This is a genomic window from Bradyrhizobium sp. MOS003 (genome assembly GCF_003020125.1).
In the GTDB taxonomy this organism is placed as follows: domain Bacteria; phylum Pseudomonadota; class Alphaproteobacteria; order Rhizobiales; family Xanthobacteraceae; genus Bradyrhizobium.
On the sequence record NZ_PYFW01000003.1, the window covers coordinates 455674 to 478290 of the forward strand.

Genomic DNA, 22617 nt, shown 5'->3' on the forward strand with positions numbered 1-22617 from the left:
GTCTTGTTTCGGCCGAACGTATTGTTGACAGGGAATAGTTCGCGTCGTCTATCCCGTGAGGTGCAAGTGCAGAGAGGGCGGGCTCATGTCGGATGCCGGGGCTAAGAATTTCATCGAGCTGACGGCGAGCATCGTGTCGGCCTATCTCAGCAACAATCCGACGCCGGCTGCGGAGATTCCGAACTTGATCGGCCAGGTGCACGGCGCCCTGGTGCGGGTGTCGTCAGGCCGTACCGAGACCGCGCCGCTCGAGCCGGCCAAGCCGGCGGTGTCGCTGAAGAAGTCGATCGCGCCCGATTATCTGGTCTGCCTGGAAGACGGCAAGCGCTTCAAGTCACTGAAGCGCCATCTGCGCACGCAGTACAACATGACGCCGGAGCAATACCGCGAGAAATGGGGCCTGCCGGCCGACTATCCCATGGTCGCGCCGAACTATGCGGTGGCGCGCTCGCAATTGGCCAAGCAGATGGGCCTCGGACAGCAGCAGCGGAAGCGGAAGTAGTCGGGGCCTCTGATCTCGTAGGGTGAGCAAAGCGAAGCGTGCCCACGACTTTGATCACGATTGAAGAGAGATGGTGGGCACGGCGCAAGGGCGCCTTTGCCCCGTCTACGAAGGCTTCCTACGACGCTTCCGCGAGCGCCTCTCTCGCATCGGTCTTGATGCGCTCGACCATCGAGCGCAGGCCGTTGGAGCGCTGCGGTGTCAGATGATCGCGAAAGCCGAACTCGTTGAACACGGCGATCGCGTCGGTATCGAGGATCTCCCGCGGCGTGCGTCCTGAATAGAGCGAGAGCACGATGGCGACCAGCCCGCGCACGATATGCGCGTCGCTGTCGCCGCGATATTTCAGGATCGGCACGCCACCATCGCGGTCGACCAGCTTCTGCAGCCAGACCTGGCTGACGCAGCCGTTGACCTTGTTCGCGGCGGAATGCTCGGCCTCCGGCATCGGTTCCAGGGTACGGCCGAGCTCGATGACGTACCGGTAGCGGTCGTCCCACTCGTCCAAAAGCTCGAAATTGTCCCTGATTTCGTCGATCGTCGTCATGCTGGCCCGTGTTCCCGTTGGGGCCAATATAAGGATGCGAGGAGATGAAATCGATAGGGTTTGGGCGCTAATTCGCTGCCGAGGGGCCGCGCCATTCCAGCGCGAGGTCGTCCTGGCTCAGGGTGTCGTGCGGCGCTTCGCTCGAGACGGCATCGCCTTCGCCGACCATCGCGATCGAGCCGGTATGGTCGGGGGCCTTCTTGTCGTTCTTCTCGTTGCCGATGTGCTCCTTCTTGTCGTTGATGATCTGGTAGATCTTGCGCGCGCCATCCTGGGCGCGCTGGCCGATGATGGTCGCGGCCTGTCCGCCGACCTCGCAGGCCGCCGGCTGGCGCTTGCAGAACTGGGTCATGTCGGAGACGGCCGCGGTCGCAGCCTGAACCGCGTCGGCGGCGCCGATCTGGGGCAGCTTCTCCGATTCGGGCGTCTTGTCCCGGGGCAGGAGCACCAGCACCAGCCCGAGCCAGAATGTGATGCGGAGCAGAAAGCGCATCTTGTCGACCTGTACGTTAGATCCCGTCCGCGGCGATGGTCCGCGCGCGTTTCGACCTAGCAACTCTCGATAAATCGCAAGTGATTGCCTTGAGCTTAATTCGCGGAAAATTTGCGCAGAATTCTTCGAGATCGACGGTGTCGTAAATTTTCGATTGACGCCGGCGCCCGGGATTTTGCCGGGCACGCGTGTCCACCAATTCGAAACCATGCCGGGATGCGTGAAACCCTGTGTTCACCATCCTCGCCGAAGACGTCGCCAAATCGTCTAAAAGGCCCCGCGATGTCCCGGCGTCCGGCCGCGCACCGAGCCGCCTTAGCACTCGTTTAAGGTCGCTCTGACACGGTGGCTCAACGATAAGGAGGCGTTGCGGCACGTCTTCAAAGACGAGTGAGCCGAAGCGCGAGACCCGTGACAGTTTTGAGTATCATCCGCGATTGTCTCGATGCCCTGCTGCATCCCTCCGCGCGTTCCGATGCGCTGATGCGGGCGCGTCATCGTGCCTTCATAGCGCCGCGGCTGCTCGGCAGCCTGGCCGCCTTTGCCGCATTCCCGGTCTATCTCGCCATGCGTGGCGCGCCGAGCGCGGTCGAGGTCGCCGCGTTCGCCTGGCTGATCGCGCCGATCCTGCTGTCCTGGTTCCTGTCGCGCACCGGGCGCTATGAAGGCGCGCATGTGCTGTCGTCGCTGGCGCTCGCCGGCCTGATCATGGCGGTCGCGGGCAGCACGGGCGGCATCGAATCATTCGCCGCGGTCTGGCTGGTCGTGGTTCCTCTCGAAGCCGCGCTGTCGGCCTCGCGCCGCGTCGCGGCCTTCGCATCATTGCTCGCGCTGTCCTGTGCAGGACTCCTGATCCTCGCCGGCCAACTCGGCTGGCTGCCGCTTGCAGACACCAGCACCGCGGACCGCGGTGTGCTGATGGCGTGCGGCGTCGTCGCGGCGACGCTCTATGCCGCCGGCCTTGCCTTCGGCGCGGAATCGCTCGCGCGGACTAGCGTTGCGCTGCTGTCGCGCGAGGAGGAGCGCTATCGCCTGCTCGCCCGCAACATGAGCGACGTCGTCTCGCGGCACCGGCGCAACGGTGCGGTGCAGTTCATCTCGCCCGCGGCCGAGGCCATGCTCGGCATGCCGGTGGCGCAACTGCTGGGGCATGGCCTGTTCGACCGCGTTCATGTCGCCGATCGCCCGGCCTATCTCACCGCGCTCTCCGCTGCCGCGCGCGGCGACGTCCGCAGCATCGAGTTCCGGCTGCGGCGTGAGCCCGATGGTTCGGAGCGCGGCCAGGTCGATTTCCTCTGGGTCGAGATGCGCTGCCGCCCGCTCGACCAGGATTTCGGCCAGAATTCTCATGGCGATGTCCCGCGCGAGGCCGAAGTGGTCGCCGTGATGCGCGACGTCACCGAACACAAGCTGTCCGAGCAGGCGCTGGATCAGGCGCGCAGCGCCGCAGAAACGGCCGATGCCGCCAAGACGCGTTTCCTCGCCACCATGAGCCATGAGCTGCGCACGCCGCTGAACGCCATCATCGGCTTCTCCGAGATGATCGCGCAGGAGCAGACCTTGATGCTGGGTGCGGCCCAGCGCCGGGAATATGCCCAGCTCATCAACGATTCCGGTCAGCATCTGTTGTCGGTCGTCAACGGCATCCTGGACATGTCGAAGATGGAGTCCGGCAATTTCGAGATCGCGTCCGAGCCGTTCGCCCCGCGCGCCTCGCTGCTGCATTGCTGCAATCTCTTGGCGCTGAAGGCGCGGGAGAACGGCATCGACCTCATCACCGACGCGCCGCAGGATCTGCCGGTCATGACCGGCGATCCCAGGGCGTTCAAGCAGATCGTGCTCAATCTCGTCGCCAACGCCATCAAGTTCACCGAGCGCGGCGGTCAGGTCTCGGTGGCCGCTTCGGTGTCGGGTTCGCAACTGATGCTGCGCATCGGCGACACCGGCGTGGGCATTGCGGCCGAAGATCTCAAGCGCATCGGTGCGCCGTTCTTCCAGGCGGGCAAGACCTATCAGCGCCGTCACGAAGGAACCGGCCTCGGACTTTCGATCGTCAAGAGCCTCGTCGCGTTGCATCTCGGCGAATTGACGGTACAAAGCAGGTTAGGAGAGGGCACTGTCGTCACCGTCAGGCTGCCGCTCGTCTACACGCCGCCGCAAGTCAAGCCGGTCGAGAGCAAGGTCGCGACGCTGGCGCCGGTGCTGCGCCACGACCTTCAAGACCATGCTCGCGACCAGTCTCAGGATCAACCCGCTCTGGTGAAGAAAAGTGCCTAAGAAGTCTGCCAAGGACGAAGCCGCTCCGCGCCGCCGTGGCGCCAAGGCTGCCGTTGTCGATGTCGAGACCGAGCGCAACCTCGTGATGCGCGTGCTGCTGCACAGCCCCAAGGATACGCTCGCCGGCCTCGTCGCCGTCGCCGCGGTCGGCGCGATCGTCTCCAACGCGCTGTTCCTGCAGACCGGCCGGCATCCGGCGCCGATGTTCGGCACGGTGATCAATCTTCCCGCACCTTCCTCCGTGGCGCTGTCGAACCCCTTGCCGCGTCCGCGCCCCGTCGGGGCCGATACCTCGCCGCTGGAGCCGCGCGCGACGGAGTTCCGCGCCGAGCCCAAGCCGGCCGAGTCCAAGCCTGCCGAGCGAGCCGCCGAGAAGCCGCCGGAGAAACCGGTCGAGGCGACCGCATCGACGCGCTCGAACGATCCGATGACCAATCTGGTCAAGCAAGCGACGTCGACGCCGCAATCCGCCATGCGTCCACCGGCGCCTATTCCCACGCCGCAGAGTCCCGCCGCACGGCGTATCGCCGGCGTGCAGCGCGCGCTGTCCGAATATGGCTACGGCAATTTGAAGATCACGGGCACGATGAGCGGCGAGACCCAGTCCGCGATCCAGAAGTTCGAGCGCGAGCACAAGATGCAGGTGACAGGCCAGCTGTCCGACCGGCTGCTACGCGAACTCGGCGCCGCGATTGGTCATCCCGTCGAATAGCGCGCATCCCGCTGTCATTGACGCCGATCAATTCCCGGCATGCCGCTACGGCGAGACAGGCCGCGCCCGCGCGCGGGCGATTTGCTCGGGATCAATGACGGCCGGCAGCTTCGGGGAACATGATTGCTCATCTTCAAGGAAGAAGAGAGGATGTTATGTTCAAGGTCTCTGTTCTCGTCTGGATCGTGCTGGGTACGGTGCTCGCGGGCGTCAGCCTGATCGTCGTGCTGATGGTGCCGAGCTTCACCGCCGACGCGATCAGGAACATCCCCTATGCAGTCGCCGTGGGATTCGCGCTTGCGATGCCGCTCTCATACCTCGTGGCACGCCAGATCAACGGCGGGCAAGGTGTAAGCAAGGCGTGACATTCGGACACTGACACTGGCGGCGCGCGTCACGCTGGCCTATCGTTCGACTCATGCGTTTGAAATCCAACATATGGGTCGCGGCCTATTTGCGCCGGTGCCAGACTGAGGGCGTATACGGCGCGGTGGTTCGTCGCGGTGCCGAGGAGGCGGGCGCGGTGTTCGTCAAGGTCTCGCTGCTCGACGGCCATGCGATGCTCTACGCCCCGGCGCCGCAGACGTCGTACGACGACGACCGCCCCGTCGATCGCTTCTTCGTGCCGGTCGCGCAGCAGCCTCTGCCCGAGCACACGATCGAGGAACGTCTTGCGAAGGAAATCCGCTTCGACCCGGACGCCTGGATCGTCGAGACCGAGGACCGCGCCGGGCGGCATTTCCTGGATCTGGCGAAGACGTAGCTGCTGCTCGCGTGTCCCGGAGAAGCGGCGACGCGCCAGCGTTACCGCGCAGAACCGGGAGCAAGACGAAGCTGCGCCAGGACTGACCCTACCGCTCCGACGATCCGTCGGTACCGGTGCGGCGCGGCATCGCGCCCGGCTGCACTCCCGGCCGGGTCTGGCTTGCGCCTGCGCGGGCGCGCTGGCGTTCGCCGTCATGCAGTGACGGCTGGTACTTCGCGCGGGTGACGGCGAGCGTCGAGCCGCGCCAGGCCGCCAGCATCACCAGTGCCGAGCGGTCGCTGAGGCGGTCGTAAAGTCGCGACAGCCGGTACACCTCGTTCACTGAATTGCCGATCTCCGGCTTGAAGAACAGCAGGATGCGCTGGAAGTTCGGGCTCGGCATGTCGAGCGCTCGCGCGGCGACCGCGAGCGCCTCGCCGCCGGCATCGTCGACGATCTGGGCTGCGACGCGCGAGGGCAGGATCAGGCTGTCGCCCAGCTCAAGGGTGAAATTCTCGACATCGCCCGCGATCGCCGCCATCTCCAGGATCTGGAATGCGCGCTTGGCGCGCGCGGTCGGAATGCGGGGTGCGGCCTTCAGCGGGGTCTGCGCCAGATTGTGCAGGATCAGCGCGCGCTCGGAAGCGCCGGCGCGGAAGAACATGTCGTGGATCTCGGCGGCGTCCGTCGGCTGCATCGCCATGTTGGCGGCCATCCGCCGCTCGGCGTCGGTCGGCGTACGAACCGGCGAGGGGGCGGGTGCGGGAGTGGGGATCTCGCGGGCCAGCGGGACCCTGCGGCCTTCCTGCGCGGCGACAAGCCCGAGCTTCTGGAGAACCGGGATCGGCGCCTGCGGATAGATTGCGAGCCGCGCCTTGACGGCCGCGCGCGTGGCATCGTCGACCTGGTCGATCAACCGCGTCGCCAGCTCGACGAATTGCCGCTGTTCGTCGGCGCTGTGGGTGCTCTTCTGGACGTAAAGGTCGGTCAGCACGCGCAGCAGCGTCGGCCGAACATCGACGCCTTCGCGACGGGAGAGCGACATCAGCCCGTCGAATCCGGGAAACAGCGACTTGGTCATGGAGGATACGCGACCTGGAAGAGATACTCGTCGCCAGCCTATCGCAGGCTCCTTTAAAGGCTCGTTAAGGAAAACGAGGCGTGAAGCCGAACGCTCGATTTGAAGCGATCTCGTGCCGCAGCGGGACGTCGCGGCCGGCCCGTGCGGTTACGGTTCCACTGCGAACGTTTACACCCCGTTAACCATGAACTGATCTTAATGAATGCATGTTGCACGGGCGCGCATGATCGCGCGGCAATTGAAGAGAGCTGACATGGGGACCATCATTGAATTTCCGGCCGGTCGCCGGGTGGGCTCGTCGGGGGATGTCGCTCCGCGCGCGGACATGGGAACGATCTTGATTCTTCCCGTCATCCGTATCGAGCGCGAGGCAGACGCAACCAGCGGCGACCACGGGCCGGAGCAGGGCACAGCGCCAGGGCGCCGTCGTCGCCGTCGCTGATTCCAGGCTTTGCAATGCCGGACACCATCCGCCTGATCCGGTCTGTCCTGTCGGCCGTCCTGCTCGCGCTTTTGGCTGCGAGCCTCGCGGCCTGTAGCGGCGGCGATTTCGGCCGCACCCGCGAGAGCATGCGCAGCGACGACATGCATCGCTGGCTGGGCGCGGAGGTCACCGGCAGCGTCGGTCTGAAGCCGTCGCAATTTCAGCTGACCGACGAAGAGCGCCAGCTGCGCGACCTAGCCTATCCCATGATCGAGCCGCCGCTGTCGCGCCCCGCATGGAAGAGCGTGTTCGGCGACTACAAGGCGATGCCCTCGCCGTGGCAGCAGAAGATCGTGTTCGACCGCACCATGTACGGGCGCACGCTGATCGACGAGCCGCACCGCTCGCATTCCTCGCGTTATGCGCAACTGATGGAGGACGTGCGCAACGACATCACCCGCTTCGAGCCGTTCTTCGCCAGCGCGATCCGAGTCATCGACCTCGACAGGAAGCGCAACGCCAGCATGGCCCGCGTCTCCGCGCTCTCGCCGAGGGAGAAGGACGATGCGGTCGCGCGCATGCAGGAGAACTCGCTGATCGTGCAGTGGGTGCAGCAATGCCTGGAGCAGCGCATCTCGTCCTACCGCTGGGCGCTGGAGCGCTTGGTGATCCAGGCCCCCGACGGCTTGGCCGCCGACGCCGACCGCCTGATCGGCGAGCTCGCCGCCCAGACCGCCAACCCGCCGGTCCAGGCGCAACCGCCCTACGGCCGTGCGGTGATTTCGAAGGGCTAAGCGCGCAAGGACCGCCCCCGCGGTGCCCGTATCCTTTCCGCGGCTAAACGGCGTAATCAGCTCCGCATCCCGCTTTCTCACGGAAGCTGCTGTCGACCGCGGGCCCTCCTCCCGGTTGAGACTTCGTTCGGGAACCCTGATTGCGCTTGTCCTTCCGAGCCGGATGGCTAGGATTAACTTGTTTTTCTTCAAGTCATTTGCCCAAAGGTCCTTAGAGATGAGCTTCGACGCCCCGCGTCTTCGCACGAGCCGTCCGGACGCTTCCGCCCGCCACCTGCTGGCACTTGCCATTTTATTCGGATCAGCCGGCTCTGCCGCCGCGCTGACCAAGGAAGCGGCAATCGAGAATTGCCGGATGACTGTCGGCAAGCCGATCGTGCAGGCCTGCATGCGCTCAGGCGGGGGGCCCGCCGGCGGTGCCAACCTCGAAGCCTGCCGCGCCAAGGCATCTCCTCAGGTCAAGGCCTGTGTGATGGCGGCCTTGAATGCCGCCAATGGCCGCGCCAATGTCGCGGTCGAGCTACCCAGGGAAGCGGCGCCCAAGCTCGAGGCGGGCACTGCGCTTCCAAAGGACTTCGTCGCGCCGCCCCGCAGCATCGCCGACATCACGGCGGTTCTCGACGGCGACAAGCCCGACGAGAAGATGATCGCGGAGCTGAAGTCGGACGCCGATGCCGTTCCGACGGGGAAGGAATCCCGTGCGGATCTCGCCCAGCTCTATTTCGACCGCGCCAACGCACGCGCCCAGCTCGGCCGGCTCGCCGAAGCGATGGCGGACGCCGACAAGGCCGCAGAGGTCGGGCGCGGCGCCGTTAGTCCGAACCTGCTGGGTCGTATCCTGCAACTCCAATCCCTGCAGCACGCGCTAGCAGGCGATCCGAAGCGTTCGCTGGAGATCATGCAGCGACTGCTGCGTGAATCCGCCAGCATGCCCGGCGCCAAGGGATTGCAGTTCAACACCAACCGCGGCATCGCGAGCGTTCTCATCCAGATGGGCGACGTCGCTCAGGCCGAGGGCTATCTGCGCCGCAGCCAGACCGCGATCCAGGAGGCCCGCACCAGCGGCCATCCCAACTGGCGAGCGTCCTATGCCAAGTTCGGCCAGAGCTGGGAAGGCGAGCTGGAGCTGGGTCGTGCGCTGATCTTCGAGGCGCGCGGACAGTTCGCCGACGCCGAGGTCGCCTATCGCAATGCCGAGCTGCGCAAGCGCGCGAGCACAAAGGCGATTCTGGAAGGTGACAATCCGCCTGCCGAAACCATCCTGTTGCAGGCGATCGACGGCATCATCCTGAACCAGGCGCGCATGAAGGCGAAGCAGGGCCGGCTCGCCGAGGCCGAGGTGGACGCGCGCCGCGCGCTGCTGTCGCGCCTGAAGGATACCGGCAAGTACAATTCCGTCACGCCGCGTTTCGTGATGGGGTTCGCGGGCATCCTCGTCGACCAGGGCCGCTACGAGGAGGCCGAGAAACTCGGGCGTGTCGCGCTCGAGATCAACCAGAAGGTGGGCGTGCCCGAGGATTCGCAGGCGACAGTGCAATTGCTGTCGCAGCTCGCCGGCATCCTCACCCTGCGGCGGCAGAATGCCGAAGCGAACGCGATGTTCGCGCGGATCGACAAGGCCGTCGCCGGCTGGGATCCGCAGCGCCGTCAGGTGTTCGAGCTCAATCCGTCCCGGATCCTCTCGCTCTATGGTTCGGGTCAGCTGGACGCAGGCATTGCCGCTGCTGAGCAGCTCGTGAAGAAGCAGATCGCCCGGGTCGGCGAAAATCATTTCGACGCCGCGTCCGCCCGCGGCACGCTGGCCATGGGCCTGATGCGCGCCCGGCGCGATGCCGAGGCGATCCGCGAGTACAAGGCCGCCATTCCGATCATGATGGCGGGCGCCAACGAGAACGCCGACGACGAGAACACGACGGTGGTCGCCGCGCGCAGCCAGCGGCTGCAGGCCATCGTCGAGAGCTATCTGGTGCTGCTGGCGAGGTCCGAAGGAGCCGGCAAGGATATCGGAGAAGAGACGTTCAGCCTGGCCGACGCCATCCGCGGCCGTTCGGTGCAGCAGGCGCTGGCGGCCTCGAGTGCGCGCGCGGCAGCAAAGGACCCCGCGCTCGCCGAGCTCGTGCGCAAGGAGCAGGACCTCACCAAGCAGGTCAACGCCCAGCTCGGCACGCTCAACAACGTGCTCGCGCTTCCGGGGACCGAGCGGGACGACAAGGGCGTTGCGCAGATCCAGGCTTCCATCGCGGCATTGCGCGCACAGCGCGACAAGGCGCGGCAGGAGATCAAGCAGAAGTTTCCGATCTACGCCGATCTGGTCTCGCCCAAGCCGCCGAGCGTAGCCGAGATCCGCGCTACGCTGGCGGACGACGAGGCCATGCTGTCGTTCTATTTCGGGCAGAACGCCAGCTTCGTGTGGGCTGTCCCGAAATCGGGGCCGGTGGCGTTCGCCGCCGTGCCGGCCAAGATCGGCGACATCGAGAGCAAGATCCGCAAGCTGCGTGAAGCGCTCGAGCCGCAGGCTGCGATGATCTCGGATATTCCGCCGTTCGACCTCGCGCTCGGCCATGAACTCTACGAACTCCTGCTCAAGCCCGTCGAGAGCGGATGGAAGCCGGCCAAGAACCTGATCGTCGTAACCAATGGCGCGCTCGGGCTGCTGCCGCTGTCCCTGTTGCCGACGGCAAAGGTGGAGGTGGCAGCGGACGAGGACCCGCTGTTCGTCGGTTACCGCAACGTGCCGTGGCTGGCGCGGACCCATGCCGTGTCGACGGTGCCGTCGGCGGCGGCGCTGCGCACGCTGCGGCAATTGCCGCCGGGCAAGCCAGGTCGCGGCGACCTCGTGGCTTTTGGCGATCCCTATTTCAACAGGGATCAGCAGGCCGAGGCTGATGGCACCGGGGAGAAAGTGCAGGTCGCCGACGCCGGCGGCAACGTGACGCGCGGCGGTCCGCTGAAGCGGCGCAACAGTCCCAAGCTCGACGGCGTCGACAGCGCCGAGCTCGGCCTGCTGCCCCGGCTTCCCGATACCGCGGACGAGCTGAAATCGATCGCGCTGGCGCTACAGGCCGATCCGTCCAAGGTGCTGTTCCTCGGCAAGAGCGCCACCGAGAGCGCGGTGAAGACCATGAATCTGTCCGGCTTCCGGATTTTGGCCTTCGCTACCCACGGCCTCGTTCCGGGCGAGCTGAACGGGCTGACGCAGCCGGCGCTCGCTCTGTCCTCTCCGGCGGTGACCGGCGAAGGCGGCGACGGGCTTTTGACCATGGAGGAAATTCTCGGCCTCAAGCTCGATGCCGACTGGGTCATCCTTTCGGCCTGCAACACCGGTGCGGGTGCCGGGGCCGGGGCCGAGGCGGCCTCCGGACTTGGCCGCGCCTTCTTCTATGCCGGAACGCGTGCGTTGCTGGTGACGAACTGGTCGGTGCATTCGCAGTCGGCGCGGCAATTGGTGACGGACCTGTTCAAGCGGCAGGCCGACGATCCCAAGCTGTCGCGCGCCGAAGCGTTGCGTCAGGCCGCGATGGCACTCGTCGACGGCCCCGGCTATCTCAACAGCGAGGGCAAGACGGAGTTTGCCTATGCTCATCCGCTGTTCTGGGCGCCGTACACGATCATCGGCGATGGCGGCTTGCGGTAACGGACCGGCAGGGGAAAGGTGGACGGACGATGAAGCGGAATGTCTTGTTGGGCGTCGTGGCGGCAGCTTTGTTGCTTTCGGCACCTTCGCACGCCACGCCATTGATCACCGAGGAAGAAGCCAAGCTGCCGCCTCCGAAAGGCGCGGTCGCGGCTGACCGGCGCGGCATCCTGCGCGGCCCGAAGGTCGAATTCATCTCGCCCGGCGATTCGGTCAGCTCTCCAATGCCGCTGGTGCTGAAGTTCGAGTCGTTCGGCGGAGCGAAGATCGACCCGGACTCGGTCAAGGTGCTCTTTCTCCGGACGCCGAATGTGGACCTCACGGCGCGGGTGAAGCCCTTCGTGAAGGCCGAGGGCATCAACATGCAGGACGCCGAGTTGCCGCCGGGTGAATACACGGTGCGCGTCGACGTCAAGGACAGTGACGGTCGGCCCGGCACGACCATCTTCACGCTGAAGGTCGCGCCCAAGTGACGTGTCCTTACTGCTGCGCCGGCACTGCGGAGGGCGCAATGGTCTGCCCCTCCTGCGGGCGCGACATCGCCGTTCCCGCCACCCTGCTCGCTGAGCGGGACGATCTTCTGCGCAAGCGCGAGGAATTGCGCGATGAACTGAGACGGGCGAGGGACGAGGTCGAGGCGATCAACAGGCGAAGGAAGTCGCGCTAGCGATGGAATGTCCGTTCTGCGCCGAGACGATCAAGGATGAAGCGATCGCGTGCAAACACTGCTCGCGGGACCTGCGCATCGTACGGCCGATGCTGCTCGAAATCGAAGACATTGTTGCCGATCTGGACAAGCTCAGGCGCGATCTCGACCGCGTCAATGTCCGGCTCGAACGCTACAATAATCCGATGCGCTATTATGGCGCGCATGCGGTGCTCTACATCGCCGTGCCGTCGCTGTTGCTGGTGATCGCGCATGTGCTCGTGACCATCACCTTCAACGTCTCGCCGATCCCGCTGCGGATCGCCTCCATCGCGATACCGCTCCTGTTCGGCTTCGTGGCCTATCCCCTGCATCGTGTCTTTACTCTAACGGCGTTCGTGCTGGCTTTCCTGATGGCGCTGGTCAGCATCTTGGCGATGCTGACAGTGACCGGAGTTCACGACCACGTTCCGATATTGCCGGAAGCCTGGATCGAATGGCGCGAAGTATTCGAATATGGCGCCAGCATCCTGCTCGCCTTCGTCTCCGGAAACATCTTGAGCGTCGTGATCTTCCAGGTGCTGCCCCGGGTGCTGACGCAAGGGGGCAAGCCGAACGCGTTTGCCTTCCGCGTGGCGCGCCTGTTGGGGCAGCACGTCGGCGAAGAACAACTGCGTCGTCGCGCCCGTTTGATCCAGGACCTCATGCAGACCGTCGGTCCGTTGGCGGGTGTCGCCGCGACCGGCGTAGGCTCCATTTATGCAGGCTTGAAAGGCTTGCTCGGATAACCCGGTGTTCGAAGGCGGACGCGACGCCGACCCTTCGCGCCTCGTGGTGAGCGGGAGTTCGCGCTGACATCGTCGGGCTTTTGGTTTCGACGAGCCGCGCCCATGGAGCAGAGGATCAGTTTTGAAGCTCAATGTGTTCGCGATGCCCAAATGGTCTGGGCCTTAGGAACGGGCTTCCACCCCTGTCGGAGCTCTGCTCGCGCCGGCTTCGTACCAGCCCCTTGTCGCCTTGACGATGCGGACGACGGACAGCATCACCGGGACCTCGACGAGTACGCCGACCACGGTCGCCAGCGCCGCGCCGGAGTCCAGGCCGAACAGGCTGATCGCGGCGGCGACCGCCAGCTCGAAGAAGTTGCTCGCGCCGATCAGGGCGGCTGGAGCCGCGACGCACCACGCCACGCCAAATCGCCGGCTTAGCCAGTACGCCAAGCCCGCATTGAGATAGACCTGGACGAGGATCGGCACGGCGAGAATGGTAATGACAAGCGGCTGCCTGACGATCTGTTCGCCCTGGAAGCCGAACAGCAGCACCAACGTGGTGAGGAGCGCAACCAGCGACAGAGGCTGCAGCTTCCGCATGATGCGGTCGAAGCTGGCCACGCCGCTTCGCATCAGCGCCTTGCGCCACAGCTGTGCGACGATCACGGGAACCACGATGTAGAGCAGGACGGAGAACAGCAGCGTGCTCCAGGGGACGCTGATCGAGGCCACGCCGAGCAGCAGTCCCACCAGCGGCGCAAACAGGAACACCATGATGACGTCGTTCAGGGCGACCTGGCTCAGCGTGTAGTGAGGCTCTCCCTCGCACAAATTGGACCACACGAACACCATCGCGGTGCAAGGCGCGGCCGCCAGCAGAATCAAGCCGGCGATGTAGGATGAGATCTGGCCAGCCGGCAGCAGCGGCGCGAAGAGATGGCCGATGAAAAAGGAGCCGAGCAGCGCCATCGAGAACGGCTTCACGGCCCAATTGATGAAAAGGGTAACGCCGACGCCGCGCCAGTGCTCCCGGACCTGACCGAGCGAGCCGAAGTCGATCTTCAGCAACATGGGCACGATCATGAGCCAGATCAGCACTGCGACCGGCAGGTTGACCTTGGCGACCTCAGCGACGGCGATGGCTCCGAAGACACCGGGCAGGACGTGTCCCAGTGCGACGCCGACGACAATGCAAAGCGCGACCCACAGAGTGAGGTATCGTTCGAAGATGCTCATGATCACGCCACGTCGTCTCGGCCGGATGTCGCGCCGTCGGAGCGGCCGATCTCGCGCAGCCTGGTTCCGAGCGACAGCCTGTCGATCTTCCTCAACGGCAGGTTCACGAAGGTATCGATCCGATTCCTGAGATAGCGGAACGCAGTGACGAACGCTGCCTGCTTCTGAAGCTCGGACCCTTCGGCCGCAGCGGGGTCTTCAATGCCCCAATGCGCCGTCATCGGCTGGCCCGGCCAGATCGGGCAGGCCTCGCCCGCTGCGTTGTCACAAACAGTGAAGACGAAATCCATCACGGGCGCATCGGCGCTCGCGAATTCCAGCCAGCTTTTCGAGCGCATTCCGTCGACGGGGTAGTCCATGGCCTCAAGCGTGCTCAGCGCGAGCGGATGCACCGTGCCCTTTGGCGTGCTGCCCGCGGAGAAGGCGCGAAAGTGGTTGGCGCCGTCTTTGCGAAGGATCGACTCGGCCAGGATGGATCGCGCCGAGTTGCCGGTGCAGAGAAACAGCACATTGTAGATCTGGTCAGGCACGGCTTCGTTCCTTCCGTTTCGGCGAGCAGCAGGATTGCAATGTTTCGACGACGGGATCGCAGACCTCCGGTCGCCCGCCGCAGCAATCGCGAAGCAGGAAGAGCGTCACGTCGCGGAATTCGCTGAGATTGGCGCGGTAGACGATCGAGCGGCTGTGCCGCTCGGAGGAGACGAGGCGCGCCCGGCTTAGGATCGCCAGATGCGCGGAGAGCGTATTCTGGGGAACCTCAAGCAGGCGAGCCAGGTCGCCAGCGGCGAGGCCGTCGGGCTCGTGCCTGACCAGCGTGCGGAACGCTTCCAGACGGGTGGACTGAGCCAATGCGGCGAGGGAGAGGACGGCATCTTCGTTTTCCATATATCCAGATTTATGGAATAGATGAAAAGGCGTCAATCCGAATCTCGTAGCGCCAGTCCTCTATAATTCGAATATTCTAGAAATATAGTTTGACAGCCGGCGTGAACGAGCACATTTTGAATGTCATGAAGATCGCCGACGCAGCAGCACGTTTGGAAGCCCTGGGTAATCAAACCCGGCTTCAAATCTATCGGGCGTTGGTCCGTGCCGGGCATGCCGGCATGCCGGTCGGTCGCCTCCAGGACAAGCTGAAGATCCCGGCGTCGACACTGTCGCATCACATCAAGACCTTGGTCTCGGTCGGCCTCGTCAGCCAGGTCAGGGAATCGACCACCCTGATCTGCCACGCCAACTTCGATGCCATGCGGGGCCTCGTCGATTTCCTGGCGGCGGAGTGCTGCGCGGACGAAGTCGGATGCAAGGATGCGCAAACGGCCGCCTGAATTTTTTCTGTTCACATTATTCGATGATTCTAGAAAGATGGGAGAAGCTCAATGAACGCCAGGACAGACGTCAAGACGGTCGCCATCATCGGAGCCGGGCCGGTGGGCCTCGCTGCGGCTGCGCATGTGCTCGAACGCGGCATGTCTCCCATCGTGATCGAGGCCGGCCCTGAAGCCGCACATGCGGTCCGTCAGTGGCAGCACGTCCAGCTGTTCTCGCCGTGGGAATACAATATCGACAAGGCGGCAGCGCGCCTGCTCGCGCCGACCGGTTGGAATTCGCCGGATCCTCACGCCTATCCGACCGGCGGCGAGCTGATCGATCGATATCTCACCCCGCTCGCAACACGTACGCCGCTTCGGGAGACAATCCGAACGTCGAGCCGGGTCACGGCGATCAGCCGCGCTGGCTTCGACAAGGCGAAAACGAAGGGCAGGGAGCAGGCGCCGTTCGAGATCCGCTATCAGAACGGCAAGGGGCCCGAGGTGCTGCGCGCCGATGCCGTGATCGACGTCTCAGGCACGTGGTTCTCTTCCAATCCCGCAGGCAGCAACGGTCTGCCCGCGATCGGCGAACGCGAGCACGCGGGCCGCATCGCCTACGGCATGCCGGATGTGCGCGGCGCCGATCGCGCCCGCTACGCTGGCAAGACCGTTGCCGTGCTCGGTGCCGGTCATTCCGCCCTTGGTACGCTGATCGATCTCGTGCAACTTGCGGACGAGGTGCCGGGCACGCAAGCGATCTGGCTGCTGCGCGGCACCGATCCCGCAAAGGCCTTCGGCGGCGGCAGCAATGACAAGCTTGCCGCGCGCGGCGCGCTGGGGGCCACCTTCGCCGCGCTCGTGGCTGCCGGCAAGATCAAGATCGAGACCGGATTTGGCGTGACGCATGTCTCGGATTCCGAAGGCCGCCTCAGGATTTCGGCTGGCGCCTGCTGCGGCGCGCAGAGCGTTGTGGCGGACGAGCTGGTGGTTTCGACCGGCTTTCGTCCCGATCTCTCGTTCCTGGCCGAATTGCGGTTGCGGCTCGATCCGGCCATCGAGGCGCCGGTTGCGCTCGCGCCGCTGATCGATCCCAACGAGCACAGCTGCGGCACGGTTCGTCCGCACGGCGCCCGCGAGCTCGCGCATGACGAGCCTGGTTTCTATCTCGCCGGCATGAAGTCCTATGGTCGTGCGCCGACCTTCCTGATGATGACCGGATACGAACAGGTCCGTTCCATCGTCGCCGACATCGCCGGCGACAAGGAGGCCGCGGCCCGCGTCGAGCTCGTGCTGCCGGAGACTGGCGTCTGCACGCGCGGCGGTGTCGAGGCGGCTGGTGCGGGATGCTGCGGCGGTCCCGCGAAGGCCGAGCCGTCAGCCTGCTGTGCTGCCGATGAAACCGCCAAGACGGAAGGTCGCGCGGGGTGCGGCTGCTCATGACGCAGGTCCCGGCGGGCCGGGAGGCAGGCCCGCTCGCAATTGTCTTCGCACTCGGAACCGCGCAGACCATTGCGTGGGCATCGAGCTATTATCTTCCTGCCATCCTGGCGGCGCCGATTGCGCGCGATCTCGGTCTTGCGCCGACCTGGGTGTTCGGCGCGCTCTCGGGAGCGCTCGTCATCTCCGGCCTGCTCGGGCCACGCGTGGGGCACGCCATCGATACGTTCGGAGGGCGTGGCCTGCTTGCGGTCTCGAACCTCCTCTTCGTGGCAGGCCTGCTCCTCTTGTCCGTGGCTCACGGCGTGGTGGTGCTGGTTGCAGCCTGGGTGTTGCTCGGGATCGGCATGGGCATGGGCTTGTATGAAGCGGCCTTCGCGACGCTTGCGCGCATCTATGGCAGCAACGCGCGACGAACCATAACCGGCATCACCTTGATCGCAGGTTTCGCCAGCACCCTCGGCTGGCCCCTCACGACGTGGCTGGCCGCCGAGTACGACTGGCGGGTGGCCTGCCAGGTGTGGGCGGCGATACACATCTGTCTGGCGCTGCCGCTCAATCTGTCCCTGCCGCGCGTCGTTCCTCTGGACCAGCAGCCTCGGCCGGACCCGGGCGCGAGCCAAAGATCCGGACGGCAAAGCGAGACGTTCGCGATGGTGCTGCTGGCTTACATGTTCGCGGCAGCAAGCTTTGTCAGCTCGGGTGTCTCGGCCATTCTACCGACCATGCTGGTGGCGTTCGGCGCGACGCCGGCACAGGCGCTGCTCGCAGGCGCCCTGGTCGGACCTGCACAGGTCGGTGCCCGCCTTCTGGAAGCAGGGTGGCTCGGTCGGTTTCATCCGCTGTTGTCGGCCCGGCTCGCCATGCTGATGAATCCGATCGGCGTGGTTGCTTTGGTCGCGGGCGGCCCCTTGCTCGCATCGACTTTCACGGTGCTGTATGGCGCAGGCAACGGCATCATCACCATTGCCCGCGGCACGCTTCCTTTGGCACTGTTCGGACCGGCGGGATTCGGCCGGCGCGTCGGCATGATCTCGCTGCCGTCGCGGGCGACCGGCGCGCTCGCTCCACTCGCGCTCGGAGTGATGGTGGAGCAGTTTGGCAGCAGCGCGCTCTGGATCAGCGCGATGGCCTCGATCTCCGCGTTTTTCGCGCTTCTGTTGCTGCGGGCAGACCAGACAAGATAGGGACCAAGGGGAGGCCAGCATTCGGAGTGTGAGCGGGGGACCGCTGATCGCGGTGATGTGTATCGGCCAGCTCGGCAATCTGCTGCCGCACGTGACGCTGTCCGCGAATCTGGCGCAGCATCTGATGCCGGCGTGGGGGCTGTCTGCCGCCGAAGGCGGGCTGATGGCAAGCGGCTATGCGTTCGGCTACATGCTGGCGGTGCCGGTGCTGACGACGTTGACCGATCGCATCGACGCGCGGATCGTGCTGCTGTGCGGCTCCATCGTCAGCGGCCTGGCGACCATGGCCTTCGGCATCTTTGCCCAAGGATTCTGGTCGGGCACCATCATTTGGTCGCTCGCGGGACTGGGCTTTGCCGGCGCCTACATGCCCGGCCTGAAGGCGTTGACCGACCGATTGCCCGCAGGGGACACCTCGCGGGCGGTGACGCTGTACACGTCGAGCTTCTCGGTCGGCGTCGGCCTGTCGTTCCTTGTTGCACAAGTCCTCGCCGATCGCTGGGGATGGCGGACCGCTTTCTACGTCACCGGCGTCGGCCCCATCGCGATGGTGATCGCGTGCCTCCTGATGCAGGGACAGCGGCCTGCGCCGAAGGCGGGGCGTCTTCTCAACTTCGCACCCGTCTTCGCCAACCGCGAGGCGCTCGGCTACATCCTCGGTTATGGGGCTCACTGCTTCGAGCTGTATGGCATTCGCACCTGGCTGGTCGGGTTCTGGACCTTCGTCGTTGCGCATCAAGGCGGGCCGTCCTGGATGACGCCCGTGCTGATGAGCTTCTGCTTTGCGGTGATCTCGATGCCGGCGAGTATCCTCGGCAACGAGGCCGCGCTGAAATTTGGACGGCATCGGGCCATCACGGTCGTGATGATCGCTTCGGCTTGCGTCGCGCTGGTGATCGGTCTCAACGCAACGGCCCCCGCATGGGTGCTCGCGCTGCTGCTGATGATGTACGGCCTGACGGTGCCGGCTGATTCAGGCGCGTTGACCGCAGGCATGTCGGCTGCAGCCGTCTCCGAGCATCGCGGTGCAACGCTGGCCCTGCATTCCACGGTCGGCTTCGGCCTGTCGGCGCTCGGCGCGTGGGGCACCGGCGTCGCACTCGACATGGCCGGCGGACCGCAGAACGCGGGCGGATGGCTGCTGGTGTTCATCGTGCTGGCGGCCGGAATCGCGCTGGGGCCGTTGGCGTTGCTGTGGGCGCGACGAGCCGGCGCCGAGGGCGTCGCAACAAGACTTTGACACAGCGCAATGCCGTCAGGGACGAAATCGGTTGAACTGTCTTCGCAATGTTCGATTTCGACCAGCCGCTGTTCATCGCCGGGCTCCTGCTGGGCTTTTCCTCGAGCCTGCATTGCTTCGGCATGTGTGCAGGCATTGCTTCCTCCTTGCACTTCGCCGCCGACTTCGGTTCGAACCGGCCGCGGCGGGGTCTGCTGACGACGACGGTTCTGATCAACGCGGGGCGCATCTCTGCCTATATGCTGGCAGGCGCCACGGTGGGCGCGATAGGATCGAGCGTGTTCGGATCGTTCGACCACGCATTCGCCCATGCGATCCTGCGCTGGGCCGCGGCCGCGGCTCTCGCCTGGATCGGACTTTCGATGCTCGAAGTGCTGTCGCTGCCGGCGTGGCTGTCGCGGCTGGCCGCGATCGTCAGCGCCAGGATCGGAACGGCCGCACGTGCGACGAATCTACCGCCGACGCTGGGGCTGTTCGTCAGCGGTGCGGTCTGGGGCTTTCTTCCCTGCGCCATGGTCTACGCGGCGTTGTTCTACGCCATGCTGACCGGCTCGTCGCTCGGGGGCGCGCTGGCGATGAGCGGCTTCGGTCTCGGCACCCTTCCGGTCCTGCTCGGATCTGGGTTGGGACTTCCGTTGCTGAGGCGCCGTGCGACCGCGGGATGGCTGAGAAACACGGTCGCGCTCGCCATCATCGCGGTGGGGATCGTCAGCGCCGGCGTGTCGCCGTCGACCTTGGCCGTGTGGTGCCGAACCTGACAGGCTTGCCGACGTCTTCGATCGTCGGCCGCAAGCGGTGCCGGTTCCGCCGCTATGGCTGCGGCGGATAGCGCTCGAACGTCGGCAGTTCGTGCGCATGCTCCATCCAGCGAAGCCGCTCGGCGACCTGGATCTGCATCGTCGCCGGTACGGCATCGGGATCGTCGTAAGTCGCGCTCTGGATGTCGATGATGCCGGGCAGCATGTCGGCATTGATATAGAACAGGCCGGTGCCGCAATGGCTGCAAAAGTGTCGCCGGCCGTGGTCCGAGGAATTGTAGACCTTGGGCTCGCCGCTGGTCACCTTGAGCGCGCTCTCCGGATACATCGTCCAGCCGACGACGGGAGCGCCGGCGTGGAGCCGGCAATCGCGGCAGTGGCACAGCGCATGCACGATCGCGTCGCCCTCGACCTCGTAACGGATTGCGCCGCAATGACAGCCGCCGGTGATGGTGCTCATTCGTTTCTCCCGATCGAAGGCAAGTATCTCAGTTCGATAACTCCCGAGACGCGCGGCTTCAACGACGCAAGCGATTTGAAGTTGCGTCCTACTGTCGCTTGACAGCTGCTGCCATGCCAGGCCTTCGGTGCTAGGCCTTCGGCGTCGCGGCGTCGCCGGAGGATCTGCAGCGTCGGTTTTCCACACCCACGACCGGCAGTATCGAATTGCGGATCCAGCCTACCAGCTATCGATAATTTGCCAGCGCCGTCGGGCGCAGCTTTGATTGTGGCATGAGCACCAAATCACGCGAGGTCATCTGGAGCGGCCGAATTCTGGGTGCGGAAATTTCGGCCAAGCACGCGCGCGAGGAAGCCAAAAAGGCCGTTCGCGAGGCCGATCGCGCTGAAGCCGAAGCCTGGTCGGTCCGGATGGAAGGTTACGGTGGCCCTTCACAGCCGTCTCCGACGATCGCGCAATGCCTCAACGGTGGCATGGGCTGGCTCGAGGTCGAGTGCAACAGGTGCAAAGCACGCGCGAGCCTGCCACTCGATGCAATCCGTCGTCCCCGCGATACGCCGATCTGGAAGCTGGAGGCTTCGCTCAAGTGCCGGTCATGCCGGAATGGACGTTCCGCACCGCCCGTCCACATGATCAAGCTGACCGCCACGCGAAGCATCACGCCCTACAAATGGGTGCATCCGACCGAGGAGAGATAGGCAGGCGCGGTTACCCGTCATCTGAACCATCCGCTCGATGATAACGACCAAGAGCCGAGCTTCTCACCAATCGCTGCGCCGAATGGCCTGGAACACAGGCAAGTTGGAAGCGCTTCGAAGGCCAACCGGAAAGAGATCATGTTCGACGTTATGGTGAACCTCCTGGTCGGTCTGTCCTTTGGCTTTCCCGCCGTGCCATGGCTAGTTGGTGCGCGATGGGGAGCCAGAGGCGTTTGGCTCAGCACGGGATTTGCCGTCGCGATCCTGCTATGTCTTTTTCCCATCCTGTTTGGGTTTGGGTGTGGCGACTGCGGGCAGGGCGCGATCGCCATCTTCGTGCTGGTGCCGATCTGGATTGCTGCGGCATTGCTGACCGTCGCTTCGGCAGCGTTCGCTCACTTCAAGTTCGCGCGCTGACGTCCGCAGGACCGCCCTCCGCTCCTGTGCATGGGGCTTGTCTTCATGCCTTTCGTGATGAAGGCCGCCGAACCGGCCTGGCTTCAGCGCCGGCTGCGCGGCGCCTCGGCCTTGGCGGGCTGCTCGGTCTGCGGGCCGCAGCTCGCGGCCGCAAGCGTGGCCTGCGCCTGCGGCATCAGGCCGGGCTCGGGGGCGAGCGCCTTCATCACGATCAGGCCGGTGGTGCTGGGAGAATCGATGATCAGGCGGTCGGCCGCGGTGACCTCTTCGTCCTCCGGCAGCTCGCTGTGCTGCGCCTCCGTCATCAGGTCGAGCTCGATCACCTTGCGGCCCGCCGAGCGGTCGTTGATGGCGTAATAGGCGATCTCGTTGCGGGTGTAGAACGACACCGAAGTATAGGCCTGGCTCACCGGCACCGTCAGCTTGATCGGTCCGCTCGAGAGGTCGTAGCGGCAGATCGCCAGCGCAAAGGCGGGATCCATGAACGGCATCGGCGACGTCTGCGGATCGGCGAGGGGAAGCTGGCTGACGCCGTTGAGCTTCGTCATCGGCGTCAGCCGCGAATAGGCGTCCTGCGTTGCGATCCGCGGCAGCGCCAGCACGCTGACGAGGTGGACCACGAGCCCCAGCACCACTCCGGCAACGATGGTGAACAACAGGCGGATCATGAGCAGCCCACCGTCGAGATGGTGGGCATCGGCGCGTCGCGCTGGGTGCGCGTCGCAACGCCGACCGGGGTGTCGTAGAGGCGCAGCATCAGCGCGTAGCGCTCGATGCCGCCGGTCGGCAGCCAGTTGCCGGCGCGCGAGCGCGAGGCGATGCGGATCTCGAACGAGCCGTCGGATTGCCGCACGATCTCCTGGCTGGTGAAGCCGTAGCGCTGCAGCGAATTGGCGACGAGGTGGCCCTTGCGGTCGTACAGCGTCAGCGTCCAGAACCGCGCCGGCGGCGTCACGCCGGAGACGATCACGTCGCAGCGGCCGTCGAGCGCCTTCTTCTTGTCGTCGGCGGTGGCGGTGAAGGCGACGCCGTCGCCGGTGCCGATCGGCAGCTCGCCGTTGCGCACGATGGTGGCGCGCGAATAGGGATCGACGTCGGCGGTGCCGGTGCGCGGGCGCGCGGTCCAGGGGCCGATGGTCAGCGCGCCGATCTCGGTGCCGCGCGTCGTCGTCATCCAGGTCGCACCCAGGCCGACCACCGTCGCGAGCAGAAGGGCCGTCAATGTGATCAGGATCAGCCGCACTTG

At 65.3% G+C, this 22617-nt stretch carries 27 protein-coding genes; 18 read left to right on the top strand and 9 right to left on the bottom strand.

Annotated elements, in window-relative coordinates:
• Nucleotides 1–85 precede the first annotated feature (85 nt).
• A complete protein-coding gene (locus C7G42_RS16990; RefSeq protein WP_106950094.1) occupies nt 86–502 on the top strand; it encodes a Ros/MucR family transcriptional regulator in 417 nt (138 codons plus the stop codon).
• Nucleotides 503–620: 118 nt separating this feature from the next.
• Here the strand turns inward: C7G42_RS16990 and C7G42_RS16995 are convergent, their stop codons facing one another.
• Entirely contained in the window at nt 621–1049 is a 429-nt protein-coding gene (locus C7G42_RS16995) for a SufE family protein (protein WP_106950095.1), read from the bottom strand.
• A 67-nt stretch (nt 1050–1116) separates the two neighbouring features.
• Nucleotides 1117–1542, bottom strand: a complete 426-nt coding sequence (locus tag C7G42_RS17000; RefSeq protein ID WP_106950096.1) for a DUF5330 domain-containing protein — start codon at nt 1540–1542, stop codon at nt 1117–1119.
• A 411-nt stretch (nt 1543–1953) separates the two neighbouring features.
• Between C7G42_RS17000 and C7G42_RS17005 the strand changes: the two genes are divergently transcribed.
• The 4 genes from C7G42_RS17005 to C7G42_RS17020 all read left to right on the top strand — a co-directional run bounded on the left by C7G42_RS17005 (nt 1954) and on the right by C7G42_RS17020 (nt 5294).
• Nucleotides 1954–3819: a PAS domain-containing sensor histidine kinase gene (locus C7G42_RS17005; protein WP_199580951.1), complete on the top strand. Its 1866-nt coding sequence runs from the start codon at nt 1954–1956 to the stop codon at nt 3817–3819.
• Nucleotides 3812–4531 carry a peptidoglycan-binding domain-containing protein gene (locus tag C7G42_RS17010; protein WP_106950098.1) on the top strand — a complete coding sequence of 240 codons (720 nt, stop codon included), beginning with the start codon at nt 3812–3814 and terminating at the stop codon, nt 4529–4531. Before C7G42_RS17005 ends, C7G42_RS17010 begins: the two co-directional genes overlap by 8 nt.
• 155 nt (nt 4532–4686) lie before the next feature.
• Complete coding sequence (locus C7G42_RS17015; protein ID WP_199580952.1) at nt 4687–4896, top strand: hypothetical protein; 210 nt, start codon at nt 4687–4689, stop codon at nt 4894–4896.
• Nucleotides 4897–4949: 53 nt separating this feature from the next.
• Nucleotides 4950–5294 carry a DUF1491 family protein gene (locus tag C7G42_RS17020; protein WP_106950100.1) on the top strand — a complete coding sequence of 115 codons (345 nt, stop codon included), beginning with the start codon at nt 4950–4952 and terminating at the stop codon, nt 5292–5294.
• An 88-nt stretch (nt 5295–5382) separates the two neighbouring features.
• On the opposite strand, the gene C7G42_RS17025 is transcribed toward C7G42_RS17020, so the two are convergent.
• On the bottom strand, nt 5383–6357 hold the full coding sequence (locus C7G42_RS17025) for a DUF2336 domain-containing protein (RefSeq protein ID WP_106950101.1): 975 nt from the start codon (nt 6355–6357) through the stop codon (nt 5383–5385).
• A 253-nt stretch (nt 6358–6610) separates the two neighbouring features.
• On the opposite strand from C7G42_RS17025, the gene C7G42_RS35840 reads away from it, so the two are divergent.
• From C7G42_RS35840 to C7G42_RS17055, 6 genes are all read left to right on the top strand, one after another.
• Complete coding sequence (locus tag C7G42_RS35840; protein ID WP_106950456.1) at nt 6611–6799, top strand: hypothetical protein; 189 nt, start codon at nt 6611–6613, stop codon at nt 6797–6799.
• Nucleotides 6800–6813: 14 nt separating this feature from the next.
• Nucleotides 6814–7575 carry a hypothetical protein gene (locus tag C7G42_RS17035; protein ID WP_106950102.1) on the top strand — a complete coding sequence of 254 codons (762 nt, stop codon included), beginning with the start codon at nt 6814–6816 and terminating at the stop codon, nt 7573–7575.
• A 355-nt stretch (nt 7576–7930) separates the two neighbouring features.
• The gene (locus tag C7G42_RS17040) at nt 7931–11209 is read left to right on the top strand and encodes a CHAT domain-containing protein (protein WP_349627530.1); all 3279 of its coding nucleotides are present in this window, start codon (nt 7931–7933) and stop codon (nt 11207–11209) included.
• Nucleotides 11210–11265: 56 nt separating this feature from the next.
• On the top strand, nt 11266–11682 hold the full coding sequence (locus tag C7G42_RS17045) for a hypothetical protein (protein WP_245427804.1): 417 nt from the start codon (nt 11266–11268) through the stop codon (nt 11680–11682).
• Nucleotides 11683–11720: 38 nt separating this feature from the next.
• Nucleotides 11721–11876, top strand: coding sequence for a hypothetical protein (locus C7G42_RS35310; RefSeq protein ID WP_199580953.1), 156 nt, complete (start codon nt 11721–11723; stop codon nt 11874–11876).
• Between the two features lie 2 nt (nt 11877–11878).
• Entirely contained in the window at nt 11879–12643 is a 765-nt protein-coding gene (locus C7G42_RS17055; protein ID WP_106950106.1) for a hypothetical protein, read from the top strand.
• 162 nt (nt 12644–12805) lie between these two features.
• On the opposite strand, the gene arsB is transcribed toward C7G42_RS17055, so the two are convergent.
• Genes arsB through C7G42_RS17070 form a run of 3 tightly spaced genes read right to left on the bottom strand, consistent with a single transcriptional unit; the run spans nt 12806 to nt 14746 of the window.
• A complete protein-coding gene (gene arsB / locus C7G42_RS17060; protein WP_106950107.1) occupies nt 12806–13861 on the bottom strand; it encodes an ACR3 family arsenite efflux transporter in 1056 nt (351 codons plus the stop codon).
• 2 nt (nt 13862–13863) lie between these two features.
• The gene (locus C7G42_RS17065) at nt 13864–14391 is read right to left on the bottom strand and encodes an arsenate reductase ArsC (RefSeq protein WP_106950108.1); all 528 of its coding nucleotides are present in this window, start codon (nt 14389–14391) and stop codon (nt 13864–13866) included.
• Nucleotides 14384–14746, bottom strand: a complete 363-nt coding sequence (locus C7G42_RS17070) for an ArsR/SmtB family transcription factor (protein ID WP_106950109.1) — start codon at nt 14744–14746, stop codon at nt 14384–14386. Before C7G42_RS17070 ends, C7G42_RS17065 begins: the two co-directional genes overlap by 8 nt.
• Before the next feature lie 125 nt (nt 14747–14871).
• On the opposite strand from C7G42_RS17070, the gene C7G42_RS17075 reads away from it, so the two are divergent.
• From C7G42_RS17075 to C7G42_RS17095, 5 genes are read left to right on the top strand one after another with little or no spacing between them, the layout of a single operon-like run.
• Nucleotides 14872–15189, top strand: coding sequence for an ArsR/SmtB family transcription factor (locus C7G42_RS17075; RefSeq protein ID WP_106950457.1), 318 nt, complete (start codon nt 14872–14874; stop codon nt 15187–15189).
• A gap of 51 nt (nt 15190–15240) precedes the next feature.
• Nucleotides 15241–16614, top strand: coding sequence for an NAD(P)/FAD-dependent oxidoreductase (locus tag C7G42_RS17080; protein WP_106950110.1), 1374 nt, complete (start codon nt 15241–15243; stop codon nt 16612–16614).
• A complete protein-coding gene (locus tag C7G42_RS17085) occupies nt 16611–17798 on the top strand; it encodes an MFS transporter (protein WP_199580954.1) in 1188 nt (395 codons plus the stop codon). Before C7G42_RS17080 ends, C7G42_RS17085 begins: the two co-directional genes overlap by 4 nt.
• 55 nt (nt 17799–17853) lie before the next feature.
• A complete protein-coding gene (locus C7G42_RS17090; RefSeq protein WP_106950112.1) occupies nt 17854–19038 on the top strand; it encodes an MFS transporter in 1185 nt (394 codons plus the stop codon).
• A gap of 47 nt (nt 19039–19085) precedes the next feature.
• A complete protein-coding gene (locus C7G42_RS17095; RefSeq protein WP_106950113.1) occupies nt 19086–19796 on the top strand; it encodes a sulfite exporter TauE/SafE family protein in 711 nt (236 codons plus the stop codon).
• A gap of 52 nt (nt 19797–19848) precedes the next feature.
• On the opposite strand, the gene C7G42_RS17100 is transcribed toward C7G42_RS17095, so the two are convergent.
• Nucleotides 19849–20256 (bottom strand): GFA family protein, encoded by a 408-nt coding sequence (locus C7G42_RS17100; RefSeq protein WP_106950114.1) that lies wholly within the window; start codon nt 20254–20256, stop codon nt 19849–19851.
• A 272-nt stretch (nt 20257–20528) separates the two neighbouring features.
• Between C7G42_RS17100 and C7G42_RS17105 the strand changes: the two genes are divergently transcribed.
• Nucleotides 20529–20954: a hypothetical protein gene (locus C7G42_RS17105; RefSeq protein ID WP_106950115.1), complete on the top strand. Its 426-nt coding sequence runs from the start codon at nt 20529–20531 to the stop codon at nt 20952–20954.
• 138 nt (nt 20955–21092) lie between these two features.
• The gene (locus tag C7G42_RS17110) at nt 21093–21371 is read left to right on the top strand and encodes a hypothetical protein (protein WP_106950116.1); all 279 of its coding nucleotides are present in this window, start codon (nt 21093–21095) and stop codon (nt 21369–21371) included.
• Nucleotides 21372–21454: 83 nt separating this feature from the next.
• Here the strand turns inward: C7G42_RS17110 and C7G42_RS17115 are convergent, their stop codons facing one another.
• Complete coding sequence (locus tag C7G42_RS17115; protein ID WP_106950117.1) at nt 21455–22039, bottom strand: DUF1254 domain-containing protein; 585 nt, start codon at nt 22037–22039, stop codon at nt 21455–21457.
• Nucleotides 22036–22614: a DUF1214 domain-containing protein gene (locus C7G42_RS17120; protein WP_106950118.1), complete on the bottom strand. Its 579-nt coding sequence runs from the start codon at nt 22612–22614 to the stop codon at nt 22036–22038. The genes C7G42_RS17115 and C7G42_RS17120 overlap by 4 nt, the downstream gene beginning before the upstream one ends.
• Between the last annotated feature and the right edge of the window lie 3 nt (nt 22615–22617).